Annotated in this window: 18 protein-coding genes and 1 riboswitch; of the genes, 8 read left to right on the forward strand and 10 right to left on the reverse strand. The window is 63.8% G+C overall.

Annotated elements, in window-relative coordinates; genetic code table 11:
• Positions 1–71: 71 nt before the first annotated feature.
• Complete coding sequence (locus EDF71_RS18865) at positions 72–1,355, forward strand: MFS transporter (RefSeq protein ID WP_133858094.1); 1,284 nt, start codon at positions 72–74, stop codon at positions 1,353–1,355.
• A 13-nt stretch (positions 1,356–1,368) separates the two neighbouring features.
• Here EDF71_RS18865 and EDF71_RS18870 read toward each other — a convergent pair whose 3' ends face one another.
• From EDF71_RS18870 to EDF71_RS18885, 4 genes are all read right to left on the reverse strand, one after another.
• On the reverse strand, positions 1,369–2,352 hold the full coding sequence (locus EDF71_RS18870) for a tripartite tricarboxylate transporter substrate binding protein (RefSeq protein WP_133858095.1): 984 nt from the start codon (positions 2,350–2,352) through the stop codon (positions 1,369–1,371).
• Positions 2,353–2,388: 36 nt separating this feature from the next.
• Positions 2,389–3,576 carry an alpha-hydroxy acid oxidase gene (locus EDF71_RS18875; RefSeq protein ID WP_133858096.1) on the reverse strand — a complete coding sequence of 396 codons (1,188 nt, stop codon included), beginning with the start codon at positions 3,574–3,576 and terminating at the stop codon, positions 2,389–2,391.
• Between the two features lie 99 nt (positions 3,577–3,675).
• Positions 3,676–4,581 (reverse strand): LysR substrate-binding domain-containing protein, encoded by a 906-nt coding sequence (locus tag EDF71_RS18880; RefSeq protein ID WP_133858097.1) that lies wholly within the window; start codon positions 4,579–4,581, stop codon positions 3,676–3,678.
• Between the two features lies 1 nt (position 4,582).
• On the reverse strand, positions 4,583–5,512 hold the full coding sequence (locus tag EDF71_RS18885) for a LysR family transcriptional regulator (RefSeq protein ID WP_133858098.1): 930 nt from the start codon (positions 5,510–5,512) through the stop codon (positions 4,583–4,585).
• 98 nt (positions 5,513–5,610) lie between these two features.
• Here EDF71_RS18885 and tam point away from each other — a divergent pair, with 98 nt between their 5' ends.
• A complete protein-coding gene (gene tam / locus EDF71_RS18890; protein WP_133858099.1) occupies positions 5,611–6,372 on the forward strand; it encodes a trans-aconitate 2-methyltransferase in 762 nt (253 codons plus the stop codon).
• Positions 6,373–6,387: 15 nt separating this feature from the next.
• Here the strand turns inward: tam and EDF71_RS18895 are convergent, their stop codons facing one another.
• Positions 6,388–7,095, reverse strand: a complete 708-nt coding sequence (locus EDF71_RS18895; protein WP_133858100.1) for a riboflavin synthase subunit alpha — start codon at positions 7,093–7,095, stop codon at positions 6,388–6,390.
• A 122-nt stretch (positions 7,096–7,217) separates the two neighbouring features.
• Positions 7,218–8,618: a metalloprotease PmbA gene (gene pmbA, locus EDF71_RS18900; RefSeq protein WP_133858101.1), complete on the reverse strand. Its 1,401-nt coding sequence runs from the start codon at positions 8,616–8,618 to the stop codon at positions 7,218–7,220.
• 80 nt (positions 8,619–8,698) lie between these two features.
• On the opposite strand from pmbA, the gene yjgA reads away from it, so the two are divergent.
• The 3 genes from yjgA to EDF71_RS18915 all read left to right on the forward strand — a co-directional run bounded on the left by yjgA (position 8,699) and on the right by EDF71_RS18915 (position 11,511).
• Positions 8,699–9,385 carry a ribosome biogenesis factor YjgA gene (yjgA, locus tag EDF71_RS18905; protein WP_133858102.1) on the forward strand — a complete coding sequence of 229 codons (687 nt, stop codon included), beginning with the start codon at positions 8,699–8,701 and terminating at the stop codon, positions 9,383–9,385.
• Positions 9,386–9,407: 22 nt separating this feature from the next.
• Positions 9,408–10,004, forward strand: coding sequence for a molybdopterin adenylyltransferase (gene mog, locus EDF71_RS18910; RefSeq protein ID WP_133858103.1), 597 nt, complete (start codon positions 9,408–9,410; stop codon positions 10,002–10,004).
• Positions 10,005–10,302: 298 nt separating this feature from the next.
• On the forward strand, positions 10,303–11,511 hold the full coding sequence (locus EDF71_RS18915; protein ID WP_133858104.1) for a multidrug effflux MFS transporter: 1,209 nt from the start codon (positions 10,303–10,305) through the stop codon (positions 11,509–11,511).
• Positions 11,512–11,617: 106 nt separating this feature from the next.
• Here the strand turns inward: EDF71_RS18915 and EDF71_RS18920 are convergent, their stop codons facing one another.
• Together EDF71_RS18920 and EDF71_RS18925 are read right to left on the reverse strand one after the other, a co-directional pair.
• On the reverse strand, positions 11,618–12,028 hold the full coding sequence (locus tag EDF71_RS18920; RefSeq protein ID WP_133858105.1) for a hypothetical protein: 411 nt from the start codon (positions 12,026–12,028) through the stop codon (positions 11,618–11,620).
• 439 nt (positions 12,029–12,467) lie between these two features.
• A complete protein-coding gene (locus EDF71_RS18925; protein ID WP_166656585.1) occupies positions 12,468–15,620 on the reverse strand; it encodes an IPTL-CTERM sorting domain-containing protein in 3,153 nt (1,050 codons plus the stop codon).
• Between the two features lie 315 nt (positions 15,621–15,935).
• Between EDF71_RS18925 and EDF71_RS18930 the strand changes: the two genes are divergently transcribed.
• Both EDF71_RS18930 and EDF71_RS18935 read left to right on the forward strand, forming a co-directional pair.
• A complete protein-coding gene (locus EDF71_RS18930) occupies positions 15,936–17,156 on the forward strand; it encodes an ABC transporter substrate-binding protein (RefSeq protein ID WP_133858106.1) in 1,221 nt (406 codons plus the stop codon).
• Between the two features lie 173 nt (positions 17,157–17,329).
• Positions 17,330–18,013, forward strand: coding sequence for a YitT family protein (locus tag EDF71_RS18935; RefSeq protein ID WP_133858107.1), 684 nt, complete (start codon positions 17,330–17,332; stop codon positions 18,011–18,013).
• A gap of 19 nt (positions 18,014–18,032) precedes the next feature.
• Here EDF71_RS18935 and EDF71_RS18940 read toward each other — a convergent pair whose 3' ends face one another.
• Positions 18,033–18,698, reverse strand: coding sequence for a nitroreductase (locus EDF71_RS18940; RefSeq protein WP_133858108.1), 666 nt, complete (start codon positions 18,696–18,698; stop codon positions 18,033–18,035).
• Between the two features lie 150 nt (positions 18,699–18,848).
• Positions 18,849–20,783 carry a phosphomethylpyrimidine synthase ThiC gene (thiC, locus tag EDF71_RS18945; protein WP_133858109.1) on the reverse strand — a complete coding sequence of 645 codons (1,935 nt, stop codon included), beginning with the start codon at positions 20,781–20,783 and terminating at the stop codon, positions 18,849–18,851.
• 298 nt (positions 20,784–21,081) lie between these two features.
• Positions 21,082–21,203: riboswitch (TPP riboswitch) on the reverse strand.
• Positions 21,204–21,391: 188 nt separating this feature from the next.
• Here thiC and EDF71_RS18950 point away from each other — a divergent pair.
• Positions 21,392–22,615 (forward strand): ABC transporter substrate-binding protein, encoded by a 1,224-nt coding sequence (locus EDF71_RS18950; RefSeq protein WP_133858118.1) that lies wholly within the window; start codon positions 21,392–21,394, stop codon positions 22,613–22,615.
• The last annotated feature ends 133 nt before the right edge of the window (positions 22,616–22,748 follow it).

The raw sequence follows: 22,748 nt of genomic DNA on the forward strand, positions 1-22,748 counted from the left end.
GCCTATCATCAGCCCTACTACATCCCCATGTTGCGCAGGCCTTTTGACAAGCGCCTCGCGGCCACCGCGTCATGACAGCGCTCCCCACCTCGGTGCCTCCGGGCCCCACCCCACCGTCCGGCCTGTATTTCGGCTGGGTGATCGTCGCCGCGTCCACCATCCTCACCTTGCTCACCGTGGGCATGCGCATGGGGATCGGCCCCTTCATCGTGCCGCTGTCGCAGGACCTGGGTTTCAGCCGCAGCCTGCTGTCGTCCATCATCGCCTTCGGCATGCTGTGCTACGGCCTGGGCATGCCGCTGGCCGGCTGGCTGGTGGCGCGCCAGGGCACGCGGCGGGTGCTGCTGTTGGGCACCGTGATCGTGGTGCTGTCCTGCATCTGGGCCGTCAACGCCCGCACGCCCTGGCTGTTCTTCTGGTCCTATGGCGTGGCGCTGTCGCTGGGCCTGGCCTTTACCAGCCCGGTGGCGGTCACGCCGATGATCAGCAGCTGGTTCACACGCCAGCGCGGCATGGCGCTGTTCTTTCTGTCTACCGGCTCCATGGCCGGCATCGCGGTGATGACGCCAGTCTTCACCTTCACGATTGCGCGCTGGGGCTGGCAGCACACCCTGCTGGGCTTTGCGCTGGTGTTTGCGCTGATCGTCAGCGCGATGGCGCTGTGGATTGTGCGCGACGACGCGCCCGAGCACACCGACCTGACACCCGCCGAGCAAGCCGCCCGCCAGGAGCGCCTGCGCGCCATGGCCGGCCAGCCCGCCGCGCCCTCGCTGCGCTTTGCCCAGGCCGTGGCCACTGCGCCGTTCTGGCAGATCTTTCTGGGCCTGTTTGCCTGCGGCTTCAGCATGAACCTGCTGGGCACGCATGGCGTACCCATGCTGATGGACCATGGCTTTGATGCCGGCAGCAGTGCGGGCGGCATTGGCCTGATCGGCCTGGTCGCCATCTTCAGCACCCTGGGCCTGGGCAAGCTGTCCGACATGGTGCCGCGCCGCTACATCCTGGCCGTCATCTACCTGGTGCGGGGCCTGGGCTTTGTCGGCCTGGTGGCCGTCATCCACCATTGGCAGCTCTATGCCGTGGCCGCCCTGGGCGGCATTGTCTGGGCCGGCTCGATCGCCGCCTCCTCGGCCATTCTGGGTGATCTCTACGGTATCAAGCTCGTCGGCATGCTCTACGGCTGCGCCTACCTGGGCCACCAGATTGGCGCCATGATCAGCAGCTGGCTGGGCGGCTGGGCCTACGAGCAGTTCGGCACCCATTGGATCGCCTTTGGCGCGGCCGCCGCGCTGCTGGTGCTGGCCGCCGGCGTATCGCTGCTGCTGCCCACGCGGCTGGCAGCGAACGCACGTTAAGGCAACCTGGGCCTCAGTCGATCTTCAGGTGGGTAGCTTGCGCCACATCGGCCCAGCGCTTGATCTCGCTGTTGAAGAAGCGCTGAAAACTGGCCGGCGAATTGGGCGCCGGCGGCAGCATAAAGCCATTGCTCTGGTACTTGGCCCGCACATCGGGGTTGGCATTCAGCGCGCGGTTGATGGCCTTGTTGACGGTCTCCACCACCTGGGCAGGTGTGCCTGCTGGCGCAAACACGCCAAACCAGGCGGCGACCTCAAAGCCGGGCACACCGGACTCAGCCACTGTAGGAATGTCAGACGCAAAATCGACGCGCGCTGCGGTCGTCACCGCCAGGCCCTTGAGCTTGCCGGCGCGGATCTGTGCCAGCAGCGGCGGCAGGTTGTCCATCATCGAATCCACCTGCCCGCCCAGCAGGTCCGACACGGCCGGGCCGCTGCCGCGATAAGGCACATGCAGAATGCTGGTGCCCGTCTTGAGCTTGAACAGCTCGCAACCCAGATGGGCCGAGGAGCCACTGCCTGGCGATGCGCAGGTCAGCTTGTCCGGGTGTTGCTTGCCATAGGCGATGTACTCGGCCACCGAGTTGACCGGCAGCTTGGCACTCACCGCCAGGATATTGGGCACCACATTGAGCTGGGCCACGGGCACCAGGTCCTTGCCGGCATCAAAGCCCAGCTTGGTGTAGAGGCCCTGGTTGATCGCCGTCGAGATGGAGCCGACAAACAGCGTATAGCCATCGGCTGGCGCGCGCACCACATATTCGGCACCGATATTGCTGTTGGCGCCCGGGCGGTTTTCGACGATGAAGGACTGGCCCAGGTCCTTGCCCAGCGCATCGGCGATCAGCCGCGCGCCAATATCGGTGGCGCCGCCGGGCGCGTAGCCCACGACCAGCTTCACGGGCTTGCTGGGGTAGCCCGTGCCTTGAGCCTGTGCGGCGGGCAACAGTGCCCATGCGGCGGCCAGGGCCAGCGCGGCCTTGCTCAGTGTCATCATTTTTTTGTCTCCTTGATTGCAAATAGGTGCAGCGCTTTAGCGCTGACTGGGGGGCAGCGAAAAATCGCCCTGGATGCGCAGGTAGTCCGCTGTCAGCTCCTGCGGGCGTTTGACACCCAGCAGCGCCAGGTTGGTCATCAGCTCCTGGCGGAACAGCTGCACGGCGTGGGCAATGCCCGCCTCGCCCGCGACGGCCGCGCCAAACAGCTGGGGCCGGCCGGTAAAGACCAGGTCGGCGCCCAGCGCCATGGCCTTGAGCACATCGCTGCCCCGGCGAAAACCGCCGTCGATGAACACCGGATAGCCAGCTGGCACGGCCTGCCGAATCTCAGGCAGCGCCTGCAAGGGGGAGATGCAGGCATCGAGTTGGCGCCCGCCATGGGTGGAGACGATGACTGCATCGGCGCCATGGGCCACGGCAAGTCGGGCGTCGTCCGGGTGCATGACGCCCTTAAGAACCAGCTTGCCTTTCCAGGCAGCGCGGATCTGGTCTATGCAGTTCCAGTCGAGTTGGTCGCGCTCGCCCCGAAAGCCATTGGGCGGGTCGGCCGTGATGGCTGGCCCGGCCTCATGGGCCAGGTTGGCAAAGCGGGGCACGCCCTGGCTCAGGACCGTGCGCAAAAACACATCGCAGCTCCAGCGCGGGTGGCGCAGGCCGTCAAGCAGCAAGGTCCAGCTGGGTCGAAACGGCACGGTAAAGCGCAGGCGCTGCAGGTTCTCGCGGTTGGCGCCCACGCAGGTGTCGATGGTGACCACCAGAACGGGCACCTGGGCACGTTCCAGGCGCTGCAGCAGCGGCTGGATGCGCGCCATATTGCCCGGCAGGTAGGCCTGGTACCAGCAGCGCTGGTCATGCGCGTTTTGCAGCTGCTCCAAGGGCACGGTCGATGCGCCGCTGATGATGAAGGGCAGCGCCTGCGCCTGCGCCACCTTGGCCAGCGCCGCGTCGCAGTCCTTCATCACGATGGCGGCAAAGCCGGTGGGTGCAAAGCCCATCGGCATGGCATAGGTCTGGCCCCACAAGGTAGTGGCCGTGCTGCGCTGGGCCACATGGCGCAGGCCACGCGGCACAAAGCCCAGGCGCGAGAAGGCCTGCAGGCTTTGCTGCAGTGATACGCCATCTTCCGTGCCGCCGCAGACATAGCCGCGCACACAGGCGGGCAAGCGCTTGCGGGCAGCGCGCTCCAGATCGGCAATCGAGAGGTAGTGGTGCAGCGCGGCCATGTGCGCGGTCTCCGTGGTTATTGTTTTTCCAACCACGCATTGTTGACAGCCGCCCGGCCCGGGGCAAACGAAATTAAATGATCGGGCTATTCCAAAATTTCATGGGGATGGCGGGCTGGCATGGGCCTGCGCCAGCACCCAATCAACAAAATGGCGGATCTTGGGCAAGGCCGCACAGTGGCTGGCATGGGCCACGTAGTAGGCGCCGTCGCTGGGCTGCACAAAGGGCCAGGGCTGCACCAGCGTCCCCCGGGCCAGCGCCTGCTCGGCAAACATACGCGGCATGACGCCCAAGCCAATGCCCTCTTGCGCGGCCTGCAGGCACATCGAGAAGGTATCAAAACGCGGGCCCCGGTAGGCATCGACCGGCACAAAGCCCTGGCAGGCAAACCAGTCGCGCCAGATCTCGGGCCGAAAGGAGCACTGGACCAGGGGCAACTGCTCCAGCTCGGCCAGCGATGCCAAGCCATGGGCGGGCAGGATCTCAGGCGCACAAACCACCGCCACATCGGCCTCGAACAGGCGGTGGCAGTCCGCGCCCGGCAGGCCCCCTTCGCCATAGAACAGCGAGATGTCGATGCGCGACTGCATCAGGTCAAAAGGCCGGGCATCGCCCTTGGTGACGACCTGGATATGCGGGTAGGCCTGCATGAACTGGCGCAGGCGCGGAATCAGCCAGGTGATGCCAAAGGTGGGCTGCACGGCAATCGTCAGGGTTTCATCCGCCTCGCCATAGCCCATCACATAGCGGGCCGAGGCATCGACCTGGTTCAGGATGCTGCGCACTTCGCCCAGGTACATGCGCCCGGCCGGGGTGAGCGACAGCCCGCGCGCCGAGCGGTGGAACAGCGGCTGGCAGACGGTGGCTTCCAGCTGCGCAATCTGCTTGCTGATGGCGCTCTGGGTTAGAAACAAATCCTGGGCCGCCAGGGTAAAGCTCATGTGGCGCGCCACAGCCTCAAAGCACTGCAGGGCCATCATCGACGGCATGATGCGTTTTTGCATGTCAGGCGCCTCCCTTGCGTGCCCGCTGCTGGGCCAGTTGTTGGTCCAGAATGCCGCCCAGGTGCTGGAGCAGCACGCGGGCCTGGGCCTCGGGGCGGCGCTGGCTGACGAGGATCAGCGGCGCCACCAGGCCGGGCGCACCGCTCAGCCGCCGGTAGGCCAGCCCATCGCTGCGCAGGTGCTGCAGCGAGGCCGGCACAATGCTCAGGCCCAGGCCGGCAGCCACCAGGCTCAGGGTGGCAGTCAGGCGCGGGGCTTCTTGCACCACCTGCGGATGAAAGCCCGCACCCACGCAGGCCGCCACAATGCCATCGTGCAGGCCCGGGCCCGCCGGCCGCCGGTACAGCACCAGCGGTTGGCCCCGCAGCTGCGCCAGCGGCAAGGGGCGGCGCGACTGCATCAGTGCATGCCCCAGGGGCCCGGCCACCACCATGGGTTCGCTCAGCAAATGCCGGCTGCTGAGGCTGGGCTGCGCCTCCCAAGCCGAGCGCACCAGCGCCGCATGCAGGCGCTGCGCCAGCAGGGCCTCGAGCAGTTCGCCCGAGCCCGCCTCTTCCAACGTGACCTTCACGCGCGGCCACTGCGCTCTAAAGGCCCGCAGCACCTGTGCCACCAAGGGGTGCAGCGCTGCCGAGCTGGTAAAGCCAATGGCCACATGGCCGCGCCCGCCCTGGGCCGCATCCTGCACCAGGCCAGCCATGGCCTCCACCCGGGCCAGCACCACGCGCGCCTCCTGCACCAGCGCCAGACCTGCGGCGGTGGGCCGCATGCCCCGGGGCAACCGCTCCATCAAGGGCGTGCCCATCTCGGCCTCGAGCTGCTGCAACAGGCGCGTCAGCGGTGGCTGCTGCATGCCCAGCTGCTCGGCCGCGCGGGTCAGGTTGCCACACTCGGCAATGCAGACCAAGGCCCGCAGCTGTCTCAACTCCATCAAGCAATACCTCAAAAGTATGGTTGTGGTTTTTATAGCGTATTTGTCAGCATGGGTAAAGCGCACTACAGTGCCCGGCAAGGCATAAGGAGAACCCCATGACCTGGTCCGCCCAGCAGTACAGCCAGTTTGAAGCCGAACGCACCCGCCCCGTGCGTGATCTGGTAGCCGCCATACCGAACACCGAAGTGCAGACCGCCATTGACCTGGGCTGTGGCCCCGGCAACTCCACCGAAGTGCTGCAGGCGCGCTACCCCGATGCGGCGGTGACGGGACTGGACAATGACGAAGACATGCTGCGCGCTGCACGCGAGCGCCTGCCGCAGACGCCGTTTGCGCTGGCCGATATTGGCAACTGGCAGGCAGCGCCGGCCGTGGATGTGATTCTGGCCAATGCCAGCCTGCAGTGGCTGCCCGACCATGCCCGTCTCTACCCACAGCTGCTGCAGCAACTGCGCGCTGGTGGCAGCCTGGCGGTGCAGACGCCCGATAATCTGCAAGAGCCCGCCCATGTGCTGGCACGCGAGGTGGCCGCGCAAGGCCCCTGGGCCTCGTGCATCGGCGCGGTGCGCCACCCCGATCGGCATAACCTGGACTGGTACTACGCGCTGCTGCAGCCGCTGTGCAGCCGGGTCGATGCCTGGCGCACCACCTATATGCACCCGCTGGCCAACCACGAGGCGGTGGTGGAATGGTTCAAGGGCTCGGCGCTGCGCCCGTTCTTGGCGCAGCTCGATGCGCAGGAGAAGACGCAGTACCTGGCCGACTACCTGGCCGCCATCCGCCGGGCCTACCCGGCACTGCCCAGCGGCACGGTGCTGCTGCCCTTCCCCCGGATCTTTATTGTGGCCACTCGTTGATGTAGGCCTTAGGCATCAAGCCTTGGGCAACTGCGGAGGTGTGACCAGGTCTTCCAGGCTCAAGCCCTTTTCACGCAGCAGCGATTCGAGCAGGGGCTTGAGCTTGCCCAGGCTCTCGTCCACCGCTTCGCGTACGGTGTCCACCACCACCTGGGTGCTGCGCTCGATCTCGATGTTCAGGCGGTCGCCGGCGCGCTTGTCGCCAAACACGGTCATGCGCAGGGTCTCGGGGATCAGCCAGACCTCGAACCAGCCTTCCTGGCGGTTGACCTCGGCAACGGTCAGGCTGGCGCCATTGATGGCGATATAGCCCTTGGCAAACACATAGCGGCGAAACGCCTCGGGCACCGCTACGCGCATCACGTGGTTGTTGTCGAACTGGCGCACCTGCGCCAAGGTGCCGGTAAAGTCCACATGGCCCGACAGCGGGTGGCCGCCAATCTCGGCGCCATCCTTGGCCGCGCGCTCCACATTCACCGGCGATCCCAGCTCCAGCGCGCCCAGGGTGGTGATGTTCAGGCTTTGCTGCATCACATCAAAGCGCGCATGGCTGGGGTCGAGCAGCTCGGTCACCGTCAGGCATACGCCGTCGTGCGACACGCTGGCCCCTATCGCCAGGTCTTCGCAAAAGCCATCGGGAAAGGCCACGGTAAAGCTCCGCAGCCCCGGTTGGTCGTCGATCGCGCTGATGCGCGCCACTGCCTGAATAATGCCGGTAAACACAGCCCACTCCTTACAGCGCTGGCCCCGTCGTGGCCAGCTGCTCACTCAAAAAAATAAAACCCGCCCGCCGCCCCTGGATTGGATGGCTCTGAGCGGGCTGGACGCTATTCAGCGGCGCGGGATCAGGACCCTGCCACCTTCATGCGGTTGATCAGGATGCTGCCCAGGGTCTTGGAGCCGGCGTTGTACTCATCGGCACCCACGGCCTCGATGCCCTTGAACATGTCCTTGAGGTTGCCGGCAATGGTGATTTCTTCGACCGGGAAGGCGATCTGGCCGTTCTCCACCCAGAAACCACTGGCGCCGCGCGAGTAATCGCCGGTGACCGGGTTAACGCCCTGGCCCATCAGCTCGATCACAAACAGGCCCGTGCCCAGCTTTTGCAGCATGGCGTTGAGGTCGTCCGAAGGGCGGGCCTTGGTCGAGTAGAAATGCAGGTTGTGGGCGCCGCCGGCATTGCCGGTGGTGCGCATGCTCAGCTTGCGGGCCGAATAGGTGGACAGGAAATAGCCGGCCACCTTGCCGTCCTCGATCACCGAGCGCTTGGCCACGCGCACACCTTCGTCGTCATAAGGCGCGCTGCCCTTGCCGCCGATGATGAACGGGTCTTCGACCAGCTGGATGTGCTTGGGGAACACCTTTTTGCCCAGCGAATGCAGCAAGAAGGAGCTGCGGCGGTAGAGCGCGCCACCGCTGATGGCCTGCACCAGCGAGCCCACCAGGCCGGCGGCCAGCGGGGCGTCGAACAGCACCGGGCATTCGGTGGTAGGAATCTTGCGGGCGCCCAGGCGCGAGAGTGCGCGCTCGGCCGCGTAGCGGCCTACGACGGCGGGATCAGCCAGGTCGCCGGCACGGCGCATGCTGCTGTACCAAGCGTCGCGCTGCATGTCAGCACCCTTGCCGGCAATCGGCGCTACCGACAGGCTGTGGCGCGAGCTGGCATAACCGCCGGCAAAACCGTTGGTGTGGGCGCTGTAGAAATGGCTTTGCTGGGCCGATACACCGGCGCCTTCGCTGTTGGTGATGCGCTTGTCGGTGGCAAAGGCTGCGGCCTCGCATTGCAGGGCCAATTGGGCCGCTGCTTCGCTGTCAATGGCCCAAGGATGGAATAGCTCCAGCGCACGGTGCTCGGCTGCTGGCACAATATCGGCTGCGTCGGGCAGACCTGCGATAGGGTCCTCGGCTGTGAAGCGTGCAATGTCATAGGCCGCCTGCACGGTGCGCTGCACTGCTTCGGCAGAGAAGTCGGACGTGCTGGCGTTGCCACGGCGTTTGCCCAGGTAGACCGTCACTCCCAGTGATTTGTCCCGGTTGCGCTCCACAGTCTCCAGCTCGCCTTTGCGCACACTCACCGATAGACCGGAGCCTTCGGAGGCGTCGGCCCCGGCATCGGTCGCACCGAGTTTTTTGGCATGCGAGAGCGCCTGCTCGACAAGATCTTTGAAAAAAGCGCGGCTGTAGCTGAAGCCGGACTCAGCCTTGGCATCGCCTTGGCTGTTGGAGCTGGATACGGATTTATTCATACTGCCCGCTATGATACTGATAACCGCCATCGCCCAGGCACTGCGCCGGGCGATGGCCTTTTGAACAAAAGCATTTAACCATGTCACGCAAACCCAAAAAAGGCTATTTCGTTCGCGGCAAGTTCGTGGCCGAAGGCAGCGAGCTCGATATCGAACTCAAGGCCGAGCTCAAAGGCACGACCGAGTCGAGCAAGTCCGACCTGAAAAAGGAGATGGACGACCTGCAAGACCTGGGCAAGGAACTGCTGACCTTGCGCAGCGACCTCTTCAAGCGCCTGGAATTGCCTGAAATCCTGAGCAATGCGCTGGCCGAAGCCAAGCGCATCACCAATTTTGAAGGCAAGCGCCGCCAGATGCAGTACATCGGCAAGCTGATGCGCAAGCTCGAAGAAAGCGAAGTTGCGGCCATCAATGCCGCCCTCTCCGAGCAAAAGGAAGGCTCCAGCCTGGAAAAGGCCCTGCTGCATGCCGCCGAGCAGTGGCGCGACCGCATGATCGTCAGCGACGACGCGGTGGCCCAGTGGATCAACGAAGCCCCCGATACCGACATCCAGCAGCTGCGCTCCCTGGTGCGCCAGGCCCGCAAGGACATGCCCAGCGCCCATGAGGCCAATGTGCAGGAATCCACCGGCCAGGCACCCCGCAAGGGCCGCGCCTACCGCGAGCTGTTCCAGCTGGTGCGCGACCATGTGATGGCCGCCCACAGCGCCAGCCGCAGCAGCACGGGCGCCGCTGAAGACGGCGACGACGACGATGACCAGGCCTGATGACAGCGCAACAGGGCAAGCGATGAGCAGCAGCTACGACAGCGTCAAGATCGGCCTGGTTTCCATCAGCGACCGCGCCAGCACCGGCGTTTACGAAGACAAGGGCCTGCCTGCCCTGCAGGACTGGCTGGGCCGCGCGTTGCGCAACCCGCTGCAGTACGAGACGCGCTTGATTGCCGACGATCAGGCGCTGATCAGCCAGACCCTGGTCGAGCTGGTAGAAGCCGGCTGCGCGCTGGTGCTGACCACCGGCGGCACGGGCCCTGCGCCGCGCGATGTGACGCCCGAAGCGACCCTGGCTATCGCTGACAAGGTCATGCCCGGCTTTGGCGAGCAAATGCGCCAGATCAGCCTGCAGTTTGTACCCACCGCGATTCTGTCGCGCCAGGTGGCCGTCATCCGGGGCAACAGCCTGGTCATCAACCTGCCCGGCCAGCCCAAGGCGATTGCCCAGACCCTGGAAGGCCTGAAGGACGCCGAAGGCAAGCAGCAGGTGCCAGGCATCTTTGCCGCGGTACCCTACTGCGTGGATCTGATCGGCGGCCCCTATCTGCAGACCGATGAAGCCGTTTGCAAGGCATTTCGCCCCAAGGGCGCCGAACGCCCCAGCGCAGGCTAAGCGTTCCACACCGCCGATACCCGCCCAGAGCGCGAAATGTGTACACAGTTTCGCGCTCTTTGCATTCCAGGCCACGAATGTCCCGGGGCTTTTTGGCGGCGGCAGCCGCTGGCACAGGCAGCGGCATTTTTTGGTTAAATGCCTGATTGCCGCCTTGCCTCTGCCACCATCGTGAGGGGCGGTGGTTCTTCATTTCGGCGCCCTAGCCCCCAACCGCTTCTTCCTCCATCCAAGCCATTGGCCCGCAGGGCCAAGCAGCGCTTGGTGATCGCGGCCCGGGCAGCGCGCCCAGCGCCCCATGCAAAAGTCACCCGTTACGCTCACCCTGCTGTTTGCCCTGTGCACCATGATTGGTCCGCTGGGCATCGATACCTACCTGCCCTCTTTCCATGCCATCGGGCAGGAGTTTGGCGCCTCGCCCATTGCGGTCCAGCAAACCCTGAGCGTCTACGTGTTTGCGATGGCCAGCACCATGCTGTTCTACGGCACGCTCAGCGACACCTTTGGCCGCCGCCGGGTGCTGATGGTCTCGGCCATCGGCTACTGCATCACCTCGCTGGCAGCGGCCTTTGCCGGCTCGATTGAATCGTTGGTGCTGATGCGCCTGGTGCAGGGCCTGTGCGCCGGCTCGGGCATGGTCATCGTGCGCGCCATGGTGCAAGACCAGCACCAAGGTGCCGAGGCGCAGCGCATGATGGCGCTGGTGATGATGGTGTTTGGCCTGGCCCCTGCGCTGGCGCCCGTGCTGGGTGGCTGGCTGCAAAGCCATGGTGGCTGGCGCTACAGCTTCTATTTCCTGTCGGGCTTTGGCGCCTTGCTGGCACTGCTGATCTGGCGCCAGCTGCCCGAAACCCTGCCGCCCGAGCGCCGCACGCCGCTGAAGCTGCGCATCATTGCCGGCAACTACCTGCAGGCGCTGCGCAACCGCAAGTTCCGCACCATGCTCATCGGCCTGGCGCTGATGGCCGGCGCCAACTCGATCTACATCAGCTCGGCCGCCGAGTTTGTGATGACCATCCTCGGCATGGACGAAACCGCGCTGGGCTGGCTGTTCATTCCGCTGATCGCCGGCACCATGCTGGGCTCGGCCATCTCCAGCGTGTTTGCCCGGCGCATTCCGCCCGCCGTGCAAAAGCGCATCGGCTACACCTGCCTGCTGGTCGCCTGCGCCTGCAACCTGCTCTACAACAGCCTCACCCAGCAACCCACCGTCCCCTGGGCCGTGCTGCCGATCACGCTCTACACCTTTGGCATCTCGCAGCTGATGCCCATCCTGACCCTGGAAGCCATGGGCCAGTTCCCCCAGATGCGCGGCCTGGCCTCCTCCTTGCAGGGCTTTAGCCAGATGATGGTCTTCACCATCATCTCCGGCCTCGTTGCACCGCAGCTCTTCCACAGCGGGCTGCTGCTGGCGCTGGGCCTGGCCGTGACGGTGCTGCTGGGGATGGCGGTGTTTGCCTGGGCATCGCGCATGCCGGATGCGCGGGGGGTTGGGCAGGTTGCTTGATGACGCCGTGCGCCCCGCCTCTTACAACTGACGTTTTGATCAGCTGAGTGTCAAGCAGAGATAACCAAGTTCCGCCTTTTAAGAGGAGCGGAAGGATAAACTGAATTCAGTCTTCTGTAGGCCAAAACATCCGCTTCACATCTCTGTGAAGGAATGGCAGCATCAGCGCAAGCGCATGCATATAGCTAGCCAAAAAATCTAATGCCCTCGAAACACCTGACTGCGCCCATGGTGCTCCATCCGCAACCAGAAATAGAAGAATGAGTATTGCAAATATGATATTGAATTTTGGCGCCCAACGTCTAAACCTAAGGGTTCCATACAAGCCAGCTACAAACATAGGCAGCAATACTATTGAAGCAATCAGCATTAAGACATGATCGGCATCTAAATCCCTCATATATAACTGCATATACAGCTCTCGGGGAATCAATCCAAAAACGATATCTACTAATCCCGCGACAATGGCGACAGCAATCCCACTCAGGACCAACATGCGGTATTGGTTTTTAGTCATTCCACCTCCTTTGCAAACTCTAAATCGTAGCAAATCGCGGGCGGAATAGCACTTTATTCCTGCGAAATGATGCGGAGTGTCTTAATCTCCCTACAGCGGAAGACATACTTGGGCTTCACAGAAGAGGAATTTCAATATTCATTCGTAGCATTTATATCTTATGCTCCTTGATAAATGACCATAAGCGCATGTTCCAGAGCGTCCGTTTGGCAACCTATAAAAATGCAAATTAGATTTCCGAATTTCTCCAAACAACTTAGATACACCAAACCAACCACTAATGAGCGTGGTTTCTAATGTTGTACCGCCAGGTAGTTAATACAGCATAACGACCTAAGCCCATCAAGCTTAAAACCGCTGAATAACGTGACTGTTTTAAAAAACCGCCAGGGCACCCCAAAGCACCGCTGGCGGTCAACTACCCATCAAACACTAACGATCAAACCAGCACCTTGCGCTTGCGGCGCCAGGCCAGCAGGCCCATGCCGCCCGACAGCACCGCGAGTGCTGCATGGCCCAAGGTCGGCACGGGGGTGGCGGTAGCGCCAGGGGTGCCAGGTGTGCCGGGGTCATCGGCCAGCACGGCCACGCCACCCGGGTCACGGATGACGCCATTGGCCTGCAGATCATCGTCGCCGGTCTGGCCGTCGGTCAGGGTCAGGATGAGCTTGTTGCCGCTGATGCTGGCGTTGGGGTAGACATACCAGTGGTCCTGGTTGTTGTCGGCGGTCTTGCCGTACTTGTAGTACTTGGCGTTGGCGGGCAAGGCCTGCGGATAGGTCATCTCCACCGTGGCGCTCTGGCCTGGCTGGCCACCGGTCAGCTGCAGGCTGACGACGCCAAAGGGAAAGCTCACGCCATTGGGCGCTGCCGCTGCAGGGCTCACGGCCACCGCTTGCGCGGCATCGAAGGCCCAGAGACCGGTACCGCCGCCGCGCACGGTGGCTTGCATCTCGCCGTCCTTGCCGACAGGCGCCAAGGATGCGCTGGCGGGCTTGGCTTCAAAGTCAAAACGCACTTGGCATTGCGTGGAGATGGTGCCGGTGGTGTAGGCCGTTTTATCGGCATTCCACTGGCCAGCAGGGCAGCTGCTGTCTGCTGCCAGGCCCACCAGCTGGTAGCCCGGTTGCGGCACCACAGCACAGGTGCTGGTCTGGCCAGGCACTGCGCTGCTGCAGCTCACATTACCGGCTGCGGGCGCATTGGGTGTGCCCACCACGCGATCGCTGCCATCGCCCACGACCAGGGTCACCGGTTGGCCCATGATCACATAGCTGTAGGTGGCATCCATCTGGTGGCGGTAGCCGGGCATGACGATGGCCGTGCCCGCGCTGCTGAAGCTGAAGCCTCCTTTGCCATCGGGCGCGGCCGTAGCGGTGCCACCCAGGTAGACCAGCTCGGTGGCAACGGCATCGCTTTGCGCGCGGAGTTGGGTGGTCAGGGTCACACCCAGGCTCAGCGGTTCGTTCAAGGCCAGCGCAGCCGCTTGCGGCTTGGCTGCGATCTCGACCGGGAAGTTGCTGGCCAGGTAGGCATCGTTGGTGGTGATGCCGTTGGTGCCCCAGCTGTAGTACTTGTAGAAGGTGGCTGGGTCGTTCACCGTCCAGGGCCAGAAGGTCACGCCACGGTGCTTGGCCGCTTCCATCGTGCTTTGGCGAATAGCTGTGTAGCTGGGGTTGAAGGTGGAGGAGTTGGCCTGGGTGGCCTCCAGCACATTGCGCACGCTGGCCAGCACATCGGTGCTGTCGGCAATGCTGTTGAGGAAGCCGCCAGTCAGCTCGGGCATCTGCTCGCCGCTGCGCTTGAGCTGGTCGGCAATGAAGGAGATCGCGACCGACTGGTCCGCCACACCTTCTTCGGCCATTTCCTTCTTGAGCTGGGCAATGATGCGCGGGTTGCTGCTCTTGAGCTCGATCACATGGGTGATGGGCTGCTCCTTGAACGCCTGGAAGTACTCACGCATCGTGGGCACTTTGTAGCCCTTGGTCTTGGTGGCCAAGGCCTTGACCTGTTCCAGACTCATATCTTCCACATTGCCCGTGCCATTGGTGGTGCGGTTGACCGTGTCGTCATGCATGATGACCAGATGGCCGTCGGTGGTGATGTAGATATCGTTTTCGACCGCATCGGCGCCTGCAGTCACTGCCGCCTTGGCGCTTTCCAGCGTGTTCTCGTCCTCGCGGCTGGGCATGCCACGGTGGCCAATCACCAGCGGCTTGCGCAGCAGGGTGTTGGCGGGCAGCTTGCGCAGTACCTCGGCATAGGCGGCGCTGTTGGCCGAGACCACGCCGTTGACACCGCTGACCAGCACCTTGGCTGCTTGCTCGGGGGTAGCGGCCTCGACATTGCTCCACACCGTGATCAGCAGCCGCTGCAGATGGGCGACAAAGGCGCGGTCGGTCAGGCTCTCGGGCAGGATGGCGATCTTGGCACCCGCCCGGTTGGTGTCCCCGACGATGGTCAGCAGATCGGCCTTGGAGGTGCTCAGATTGCGCGCGCTGAAATCCACCGCCGTGCGCAGCTTGGGCAGCGCCACACGGGCCTGCTTGAGCAGCGCCACATTGCTGGACAGCAAGGTCAGATCGGCGAGATTGTGGACCTGGTCGGAGAAGGTCACCAGCGCGTTCAAGGTGGCTTCGTCCTGGATGCGCAGCAGCGGAATGGTATTGCGGTTGGGCTGGGCAAAGTAAGCGGCGAGCGTGCCCTCCGTGCTGCCTTTGGCGTCCAGCAGATTGAGGCTGCTGTCCAGCGTCCACAGCGCATTGCTGGCGCCGGTGCCCGCCAGCGATTGCAGGTCTTCTGCCGCCTGCACCAGTGTGGGCGCCATCGCGGCCGGGCTGCCGCTGTCCTGCACCACCACCGGCATATCGAACTCGGGCAACGGCGTGAGCTGCTCGGTCACCTTGATGCTTTTGACGCGCATGACCAGGCCGGCGGTCTGCATACCGATACCGCCCTTTGCCATGTCGGAAGACAGCAGCGTGTCTTGCTGCAAATCACCGTTCAGGTACTGGCGCACGCGGTTGCCATGGACCACCACGCTAGCGCTGTAGGTCTTACTGGGACTGATGACTTCAGTGAAGGCCTTCTTCGCGAGCACCGACCAGCCACCCTTGCGCAGCGCGAACTCGGTGCCATTGGGTTCGGTGGCAACTTGGCGGATCGCGAACTGGTAGTAAGGCTCGTGTGCTGGGGCCGTCTGGGATGAAGAGGTGCGGTACATCACGCTGCCCCAGCGACTCGTATTCTTTGCATCCTCCAGGCCGAACTCCACATCCACCCGGTAATTGGAGAGCTTCTCCAACTCCACGGGCAGGAGGACTGCCGTCATCTCGTTGTTGTTAATGCGGCCATCGATCAGCAGGTTGCCGGTGCTGGCATCGATGTAGGCCGTTCCCTTGTTCGAGGTCGGCTTGCGCCATCCACCAGGTAGGGTGGTGGTGCTCTTGTTATCGAAGACTTGGTTGATATAGATCTCGCCCTGGGGATCGGCCTTGGCCAGCTTGGCCTCCAGCGCCTGGCTAGCCGGCGTCTGCACCGACAGATCTGCCGCTACCGTGGTTTGTGTCGTGAGGATGAGCAAAGAGGCCATAGCGGCCACAAGAGGTAAACGTCGCATAGGGGTCCCAAAAGAAAGGCGGGAGTGTTGCAACGGTGGGTGACATGCTGATGAATAAGATTTGACAGACCCACAGTTACAGCAGCTGCCCTCTGGACAAAAATTCCTATGCGTTATTGAGCATTTATTTGAATTTATAAACTTAGCAAGTATTCCTTTATCCCAAGTGCTCGGTAACGTGGGTGACAAGCGCAGCGCGCTGCCAAGGCTTCTACCCTGTCGCCATCGGGCATCTGCTCTTAGCATGGACTCTGCACAACCATAGCTACCTATAACAAAGGAGTCACCATGTCCCAAGCTTCGTCCCTGCGCCGCCGCGCCCATGCACTCAGCGCCTGCGCGCTGGCGTGCAGCACTATCGCCGGCGCGGCCCATGCCCAGGCACCCGCGCCGGTGCGCCTGGGTTTTCTGACCGATATGTCCAGCCAGTATTCGGACGGCGACGGCAAGGGCGGCGTGACCGCCATCCAGATGGCCATCGAGGACTTTGGCGGCAAGCTGCTGGGCCGCCCGATCGAGCTGCTGTCGGCCGACCACCAGAACAAGGCCGATATTGCCTCGACCAAGTCGCGCGAATGGGTCGACACCCAGGATGTGCAGCTGCTGATTGCCGGCACCAACACCGCGACGGCGCTGGCCATGGGCCAGGTGGCCAATGAGAAAAAGCGCGTGCTGCTGATCAACGGCGCCTACTCCTCCAACCTGACGGGCAGCCAGTGCTCGCCTTACTGGGTGCACTACAACAGCGACACCACGGCGATTGCGCGCGGCACGGGCCGGGCGGTGTCCGAACAAGGCGCCAAGACCTGGGCGCTGCTGGTTGCCGACTACACCTTTGGCCACACCCTGGAGGCCGATGTGACCCAGGTGGTGCAGGCCCAGGGCGGCCAGATCGTCAAATCGGTGCGTGCGCCCTTCCATGCGAATGATTTTTCGTCCTACCTGGTGCAGGTGCAGGCCAGCAAGGCCGAGATCCTGGGCCTGGCCAATGCCGGTGGCGACTTCATGAACTCGCTGAAGGCCGCGCGTGAGTTTGGCATCACGCCCAAGATGAAGCCGGTCGCTCTGATGGTGTTCGCCAACGAGGTCGAAAGCCTGGGCCTCAAGCTCGCCGGCGGCCTGATGTTCACCGACAGCTGGTACTGGGACCGCTCGCCCGAGGCCCGCGCCTGGACCGACCGCTACTACGCCCGCACCAAGAAGATGCCCACCTCCTTGCAGGCTTCCGACTACTCCTCGGCGATGAGCTATTTCAAGGCCGTGGAAAAGGCGCAGAGCCTGGACGCCGACAAGGTGATGCAGACCCTCAAGTCGATGCCGCTGAACGACATGTTTGGCAAGGGCAAGATCGAGCCCAATGGCCGCTATGTGCACGACATGTACCTGCTGCAGGTCAAGACGCCAGAAGAGTCCAAGGGCAAGCATGACTCGTTCAAGCTGATCAAGGCACTGCCGGGCGACACACTGTTTGCCAGCAAGCAAGAAGCCCAGTGCCCGATCTGGAAGTAAGCCACTGAGCCGGGGATAGCAGCCCGCTGCCGGGCTACGCCAATCCTCGGCAGGGTTTGAGGGATAAGGGTAAGCCCTATATTTCAGGGCTATCTCGCCCTTTGCGCGGGTCTGAGCCAAGGGGGCGCAAGCATTGCGCCCAAGCTGGCAGGACTCTTGCTTGCCCTCTTGCCATGACCCGATACCGCCTCTCCGCCAGCGCAGGCTTTGCGCGCGTGACCCAACTGACCTCCGACAAATTCCGCTGGGCGCTCAAGACCGGCTCCTCCGGCCATTCCTGGCTGGAGGATGGCATCGCGATGGCCGTCGGCATTTTGCTGATCTCCACCGCCCTGGTGCTCTACAAAAGCGCGGGGCTGCTGACCGGCGGCATTGCCGGTATTGCGCTGCTGGGGCACTACGCCACCGGCACCGATCTGGGCCTGCTGTTCTTCTGCCTGAACCTGCCCTTCTACTGGCTGGCAGCCAAGCGCATGGGCCGCGCCTTTGTGGTCAAGACCTTTATCGCGGTGGTCGCCACCTCCTGGCTCACCGAGCTGCTGCCGGCGCTGCTGTCCATCTCCTATGTGTCCCAGCCGCTGGCCGGCATCTTGGGCGGTGTGCTGCTGGGCACGGGCTTTTTGATTCTGTTCCGCCACCGGGTCAGCCTGGGCGGCTTTGGCATTCTGGTGCTCTACCTGCAGGAGCGCCGTGGCTGGTCGGCCGGCAAGGTGCAGATGGGGCTGGACTGCCTCATCGTGGCCTTTGCGCTGTGGCTGGTGCCGGCCGTGTCGGTCGCCTGGTCGATTGCCGGGGCGGTGATCCTGAACCTGATCGTGGCGATGAACCACCGCAAGGACCGCTATATCGCGGTCTGACGCCCCCGGCTAATCGCCGTTAGTCAAACCCGCGCATCTGCGCCCAGTCGCCAAAGGGGGCGCGGTCGGCACGCAGGCCGTTGATGGGCGCGCTGAGGTCTTCATAGCCCAGCGCGATGCCGTAGGCCACCTTGTACGGCTCTGGCGCCTTGAGCACCCGCTCCACCGTATCGCCATAGCGGCGCCAGTAGCCCTGGGCACAGGTCGCCAGGCCGCGCTCGGTGGCCAGCAGCATGAGGGACTGCAGATAAATGCCCAGGTCCACCCATTGCGCATAACCCATGCGCTCATCGGCAAACACCAGCAGGCCCACCGGGGCGCCAAAGAAGCGGCCGTTCTTGGCCAGCTGCTCCAGGCGCGCGGCCTTGTCCTCGCGCGGAATGTCGATGGTCTTGTACAGGTCCTCGCCATTCTTGAAGCGGCGCGTGCGATACGGCTCCCAGAGATTGGGCGGGTAGGTGTAGTTGTTGCCGCCTTCGGGCAGCGGCTGCGCGTCCGCAATCGCGTCGGTCAGCTCATGCAGCGCATGGCCCGCCAGCGCCACCACCCGCCAGGGCTGCAGGTTGCCGCCCGATGCCGCCTGTGCCGCGTCGGCAATCAGGCTGTGCACCTCGTGGGCAGAGGGGGCTTTGGGCAAAAAGGCGCGCACGGAGCGGCGCTCTTTCATGGCTTGCGTGACGTTCATGGCAAAGGGCTTTCTGGCGTTGAAAGGGGCTGGCACATTGCAGCCCGCAGTTTAGTGCAGCGCAGCAAATGCAGCTGACACCGAGGCGCCAATGCGGCCACCGGGTGGTGGCCACATGGCAGCTCCAAGCGCTCAGAGCCCTCATCGCCCTTAGCGCGCCGTCGTGTCGCTGGCGATGGGGATGTAGAAATCCCCGCCGGCGCGGTTGAACTCCGCCGCCTTGGCCTGCATGCCCACCGCAATGCCCTGCTCTTCGGCCACGCCCTGGTTCTTGGCGAACTCCCGCACCTCCTGCGTGATCTTCATCGAGCAGAACTTGGGCCCGCACATGGAGCAGAAATGCGCCACCTTGGCACTGTCCTTGGGCAGGGTTTCGTCATGGAAGGCGCGGGCCGTATCCGGGTCCAGGCCCAGGTTGAACTGGTCCTCCCAGCGGAAATCGAAACGCGCCTGGCTCAATGCATCGTCACGTGCCCGGGCCCCGGGGTGGCCCTTGGCCACATCGGCCGCATGCGCGGCAATCTTGTAGGCAATGATGCCCTGCTTGACGTCATCGCGGTCGGGCAGGCCCAGGTGCTCCTTGGGGGTCACGTAGCAGAGCATGGCGGTGCCAAACCAGCCAATCATCGCCGCACCGATGGCGCTGGCGATATGGTCGTAGCCCGGCGCAATGTCGATGGTCAGCGGGCCCAGGGTGTAGAACGGTGCCTCGTGGCAGTGCTTGAGCTGCTCGGTCATGTTCGCCTGGATCATGTGCATGGGCACATGGCCCGGGCCTTCGATCATGGTCTGCACATCGTGCTTCCAGGCCAGCTGGGTCAGCTCGCCCAGGGTGGCCAGCTCGGCAAACTGGGCTTCGTCGTTGGCGTCCGAGGCGCAGCCCGGGCGCAGGCCATCGCCCAGCGAGAAGCTCACGTCGTACTGCTTCATGATGTCGCAGATGTCTTCGAAATGCTCGTAGAGGAAGCTCTCGCGGTGGTGGGCCATGCACCACTTGGCCATGATGGAGCCGCCGCGCGAGACGATGCCGGTGCGGCGCTGGGCCGTCAGGTGGATATAGGCCAGGCGAACGCCCGCGTGGATGGTGAAATAGTCCACGCCCTGCTCGGCCTGCTCCACCAGGGTGTCGCGGAAGATCTCCCAGCTCAGGTCCTCGGCAATGCCGCCCACCTTCTCCAGCGCCTGGTAAATCGGCACAGTGCCAATCGGCACTGGCGAGTTGCGCACGATCCAGTCGCGCGTGGTGTGGATGTTCTTGCCGGTGGACAGGTCCATCACATTGTCGGCACCCCAGCGGATGGCCCAGACCAGCTTTTCGACCTCTTCCTCAATGCTCGAGGTCACCGCCGAGTTGCCGATGTTGGCATTGATCTTGACCTTGAAGTTGCGGCCAATGGCCATCGGCTCGATCTCGGGATGGTTGATATTGGCTGGGATGATGGCCCGGCCCCGTGCCACCTCGTCGCGCACAAACTCGGGCGTGATGATCTTGGGGATGGCTGCGCCCAGGCTGTTGCCGGCCAGGCGGGCCTCGCGCGCGGCATCGCGCTGGTACTCGGCCATCCATTCGCGGCGGCCGTTCTCGCGCAGGGCCACGTATTCCATCTCGGGGGTGATGATGCCCTTGCGCGCATAGTGCATCTGGGTCACATTGGCGCCGCTCTTGGCGCGGCGCGGCTGGCGCTGCAGGGCAGCGGCCTCGGCACGCAGCTGGGCCACGCGCAGGTCTTCTTCGCCGCGCTTGCCGCCGTCATCGAGCGCCACACGCTGGCGCCCCACATAGTATTGGCTGTCGCCGCGCGCGGCGATCCATTCGGCACGCAGCGCGGGCAGGCCCTGGCGCACATCGATGGCCACGGCCGGGTCGGTATAGGGGCCGGAGGTGTCGTAGACGCTGACCTGCTCGCCATTGGTCAGCGCAATATCGCGCACCGGCACCTGCAGCTGCGGGTGGATGGCACCGGCCAGATAGGACTTGGTCGACGCGGGAAAAGGCAGGCGCGATTGGGCCAGCAGTTCGCTAAAGCGGGCGGCATCGGGGGCATCACCGGTGGCGGGGATGAACAGGGACTCAGGGGCGTTCATGGCAGTCTCCTCAAAGCGGTTGATTTCATCGAACGCTCCGAGACGTGCCGGCCCTGCTCTGTTGCAACACGCCAGGCATGGCTGCCTGGCCGCAACACGCCCATTCACGGCACCCCGGCCTGGCCGTGCTGTGCGTGGTGCCAAGGCCGCTGTTGGCTGGCCATGGCGGCACCTGTTGCGCGCTGACAGGTGCCGTCCCCAAAAAGACAAAACCCCAGTGCGCGAGGCGCCTGGGGTGTGCGTGGCAGGTGGCCGCAAGCGCGTGCCATGCAACGCTGCCTGCCTTCCACCGCTGTGCTTTCAGGGGTCCCGCTCTTCTTCCGCCGGCATGAACCGGATCAAGTTCGTCGGGTTCACTACTCAGCAGTCTTGCAACTGCCTTTGGCATCTCAGCGCTTTCGCACACCCCGGAGCTGCGAGCAGTATAGCCGGTTCATGCCAGGCATGCAGCCGCGTTTTTTGCCGCGCGCTGGTGCTTACCCCAGTAGGCGCGCGCCAGGCGGCCTGCAACCATCGGAGCGCAGCAGCCCACGGGTGCGCCGCACCTGGCCGTCGCGCTGTACGCCTGTCCATTTGAACAAGGAGACCTTCCGATGCAAGTTCCTGCAATGCCCTCTTTGCGTTCTGCGCTGCCGCACCGGCGACGAGCGGTTGCGGCCGCTGCCGCCGGCTGCGTGCTGGCCCTGTTTGCCCAGGGCGCGCTGGCGCAAGACAAGGTCCGGATAGGCTTCATCACCGACATGTCCAGCGTCTATGCCGATGTCGACGGCAAGGGCGGCGCCCTGGCCTTGCAGATGGCGATTGACGACTTTGGCGGCAAGCTGCTGGGCAAACCGGTGGAGCTGATGGTGGCCGACCACCAGAACAAGGCCGACCTGGCCGCCTCCAAGGCGCGCGAATGGTTTGACCAGCGTGATATGCAGATGCTGGTGGGCGGCACCACCTCCAGCACCGGCCTGGCAATGGCCAAGGTGGCCGAGGAGAAAAAGCGCCTCATCATCGTGAATGGCTCGGGCACATCGGCCCTGACCAATGACCAGTGCAGCCCCTACACCGTGCATTACGCCTATGACACCGTGGCCCTGGCCAAGGGCACCGGCGGCGCGATTGTGGGCCTGGGCGACAAGGACTGGTTCTTTCTGACCGCCGACTATGCCTTTGGCCATGCGCTGGAGGCCGATACCACCAAGGTGATCAAGGCCGCAGGCGGCCGCGTGATGGGCGCTGTGCGGCACCCGATCAATGCCTCGGATTTCTCGTCCTTCCTGCTGCAGGCGCAGAACTCCAAGGCCCAGATTCTGGCCATGGCCAATGCGGGTGGCGACACCATCAACACCATCAAGGCTGCGCGTGAGTTTGGCGTGACAAAGACCGTGAAGCTGGCCGGCCTGCTGCTGTTCAGCTCGGACATCCACAGCCTGGGGCTCAAGCAGACCGAAGGCCTGATGTTCACCGACAGCTGGCATTGGGATCTGAACCCCGAAAGCCGCAAGTTCTCCGATCGCTTCTTCGAGAAGTTCAAGAAGATGCCGACCTCGCTGCAGGCGGCCGATTACTCGGCGATGATGACCTACCTGAAGACGGCGGACCGCATCAAGTCCACCGACTCGGACAAGGTGGTGGCCGCGCTGAAAGCCGAGCCGCTGTCGGACTTCTACGCCAAGGGCGTTGTGCGCCCCGATGGCCGCTATGCGCATGAGATGTACCTGATGCAGGTGAAGAGCCCGGCCGAGTCCAAAGGCGCCTGGGATTATTTCAAGGTGCTCAAGACGCTCAGCCCCGACGAGGTCTGGACGACCAAGGCCGAAAGCACCTGTAAGCTCTGGAAGTAAGGCTTTCAACCCCTTCGCAAAAACAAAGGCCTGCGCAATGAACTGACCCCAAGAAGTTGGACAGTTGAATGTTAGCGGCTCAAGGCCTGAGTTCGGTACTCCACCGGGCTCAGGCCTTTTAGTTTGAGCTTGA

This window comes from Comamonas sp. JUb58, assembly GCF_004364775.1.
Classification (GTDB): domain Bacteria; phylum Pseudomonadota; class Gammaproteobacteria; order Burkholderiales; family Burkholderiaceae_C; genus Comamonas.

Bases quoted from the DNA above. Each gene is read 5' to 3' on its own strand.
- EDF71_RS18920 (WP_133858105.1), bottom strand. From the start codon at position 12,028: ATGACTAAAAACCAATACCGCATGTTGGTCCTGAGTGGGATTGCTGTC.
- mog (WP_133858103.1), top strand. From the start codon at position 9,408: ATGAGCAGCAGCTACGACAGCGTCAAGATCGGCCTGGTTTCCATCAGC.
- tam (WP_133858099.1), top strand. From the start codon at position 5,611: ATGACCTGGTCCGCCCAGCAGTACAGCCAGTTTGAAGCCGAACGCACC.
- pmbA (WP_133858101.1), bottom strand. From the start codon at position 8,618: ATGAATAAATCCGTATCCAGCTCCAACAGCCAAGGCGATGCCAAGGCT.
- EDF71_RS18940 (WP_133858108.1), bottom strand. From the start codon at position 18,698: ATGAACGTCACGCAAGCCATGAAAGAGCGCCGCTCCGTGCGCGCCTTT.
- EDF71_RS18930 (WP_133858106.1), top strand. From the start codon at position 15,936: ATGTCCCAAGCTTCGTCCCTGCGCCGCCGCGCCCATGCACTCAGCGCC.
- EDF71_RS18885 (WP_133858098.1), bottom strand. From the start codon at position 5,512: ATGGAGTTGAGACAGCTGCGGGCCTTGGTCTGCATTGCCGAGTGTGGC.
- EDF71_RS18875 (WP_133858096.1), bottom strand. From the start codon at position 3,576: ATGGCCGCGCTGCACCACTACCTCTCGATTGCCGATCTGGAGCGCGCT.
- EDF71_RS18935 (WP_133858107.1), top strand. From the start codon at position 17,330: ATGACCCGATACCGCCTCTCCGCCAGCGCAGGCTTTGCGCGCGTGACC.
- EDF71_RS18915 (WP_133858104.1), top strand. From the start codon at position 10,303: ATGCAAAAGTCACCCGTTACGCTCACCCTGCTGTTTGCCCTGTGCACC.
- EDF71_RS18880 (WP_133858097.1), bottom strand. From the start codon at position 4,581: ATGCAAAAACGCATCATGCCGTCGATGATGGCCCTGCAGTGCTTTGAG.
- EDF71_RS18865 (WP_133858094.1), top strand. From the start codon at position 72: ATGACAGCGCTCCCCACCTCGGTGCCTCCGGGCCCCACCCCACCGTCC.
- EDF71_RS18925 (WP_166656585.1), bottom strand. From the start codon at position 15,620: ATGGCCTCTTTGCTCATCCTCACGACACAAACCACGGTAGCGGCAGAT.
- EDF71_RS18870 (WP_133858095.1), bottom strand. From the start codon at position 2,352: ATGATGACACTGAGCAAGGCCGCGCTGGCCCTGGCCGCCGCATGGGCA.
- yjgA (WP_133858102.1), top strand. From the start codon at position 8,699: ATGTCACGCAAACCCAAAAAAGGCTATTTCGTTCGCGGCAAGTTCGTG.
- thiC (WP_133858109.1), bottom strand. From the start codon at position 20,783: ATGAACGCCCCTGAGTCCCTGTTCATCCCCGCCACCGGTGATGCCCCC.
- EDF71_RS18950 (WP_133858118.1), top strand. From the start codon at position 21,392: ATGCCCTCTTTGCGTTCTGCGCTGCCGCACCGGCGACGAGCGGTTGCG.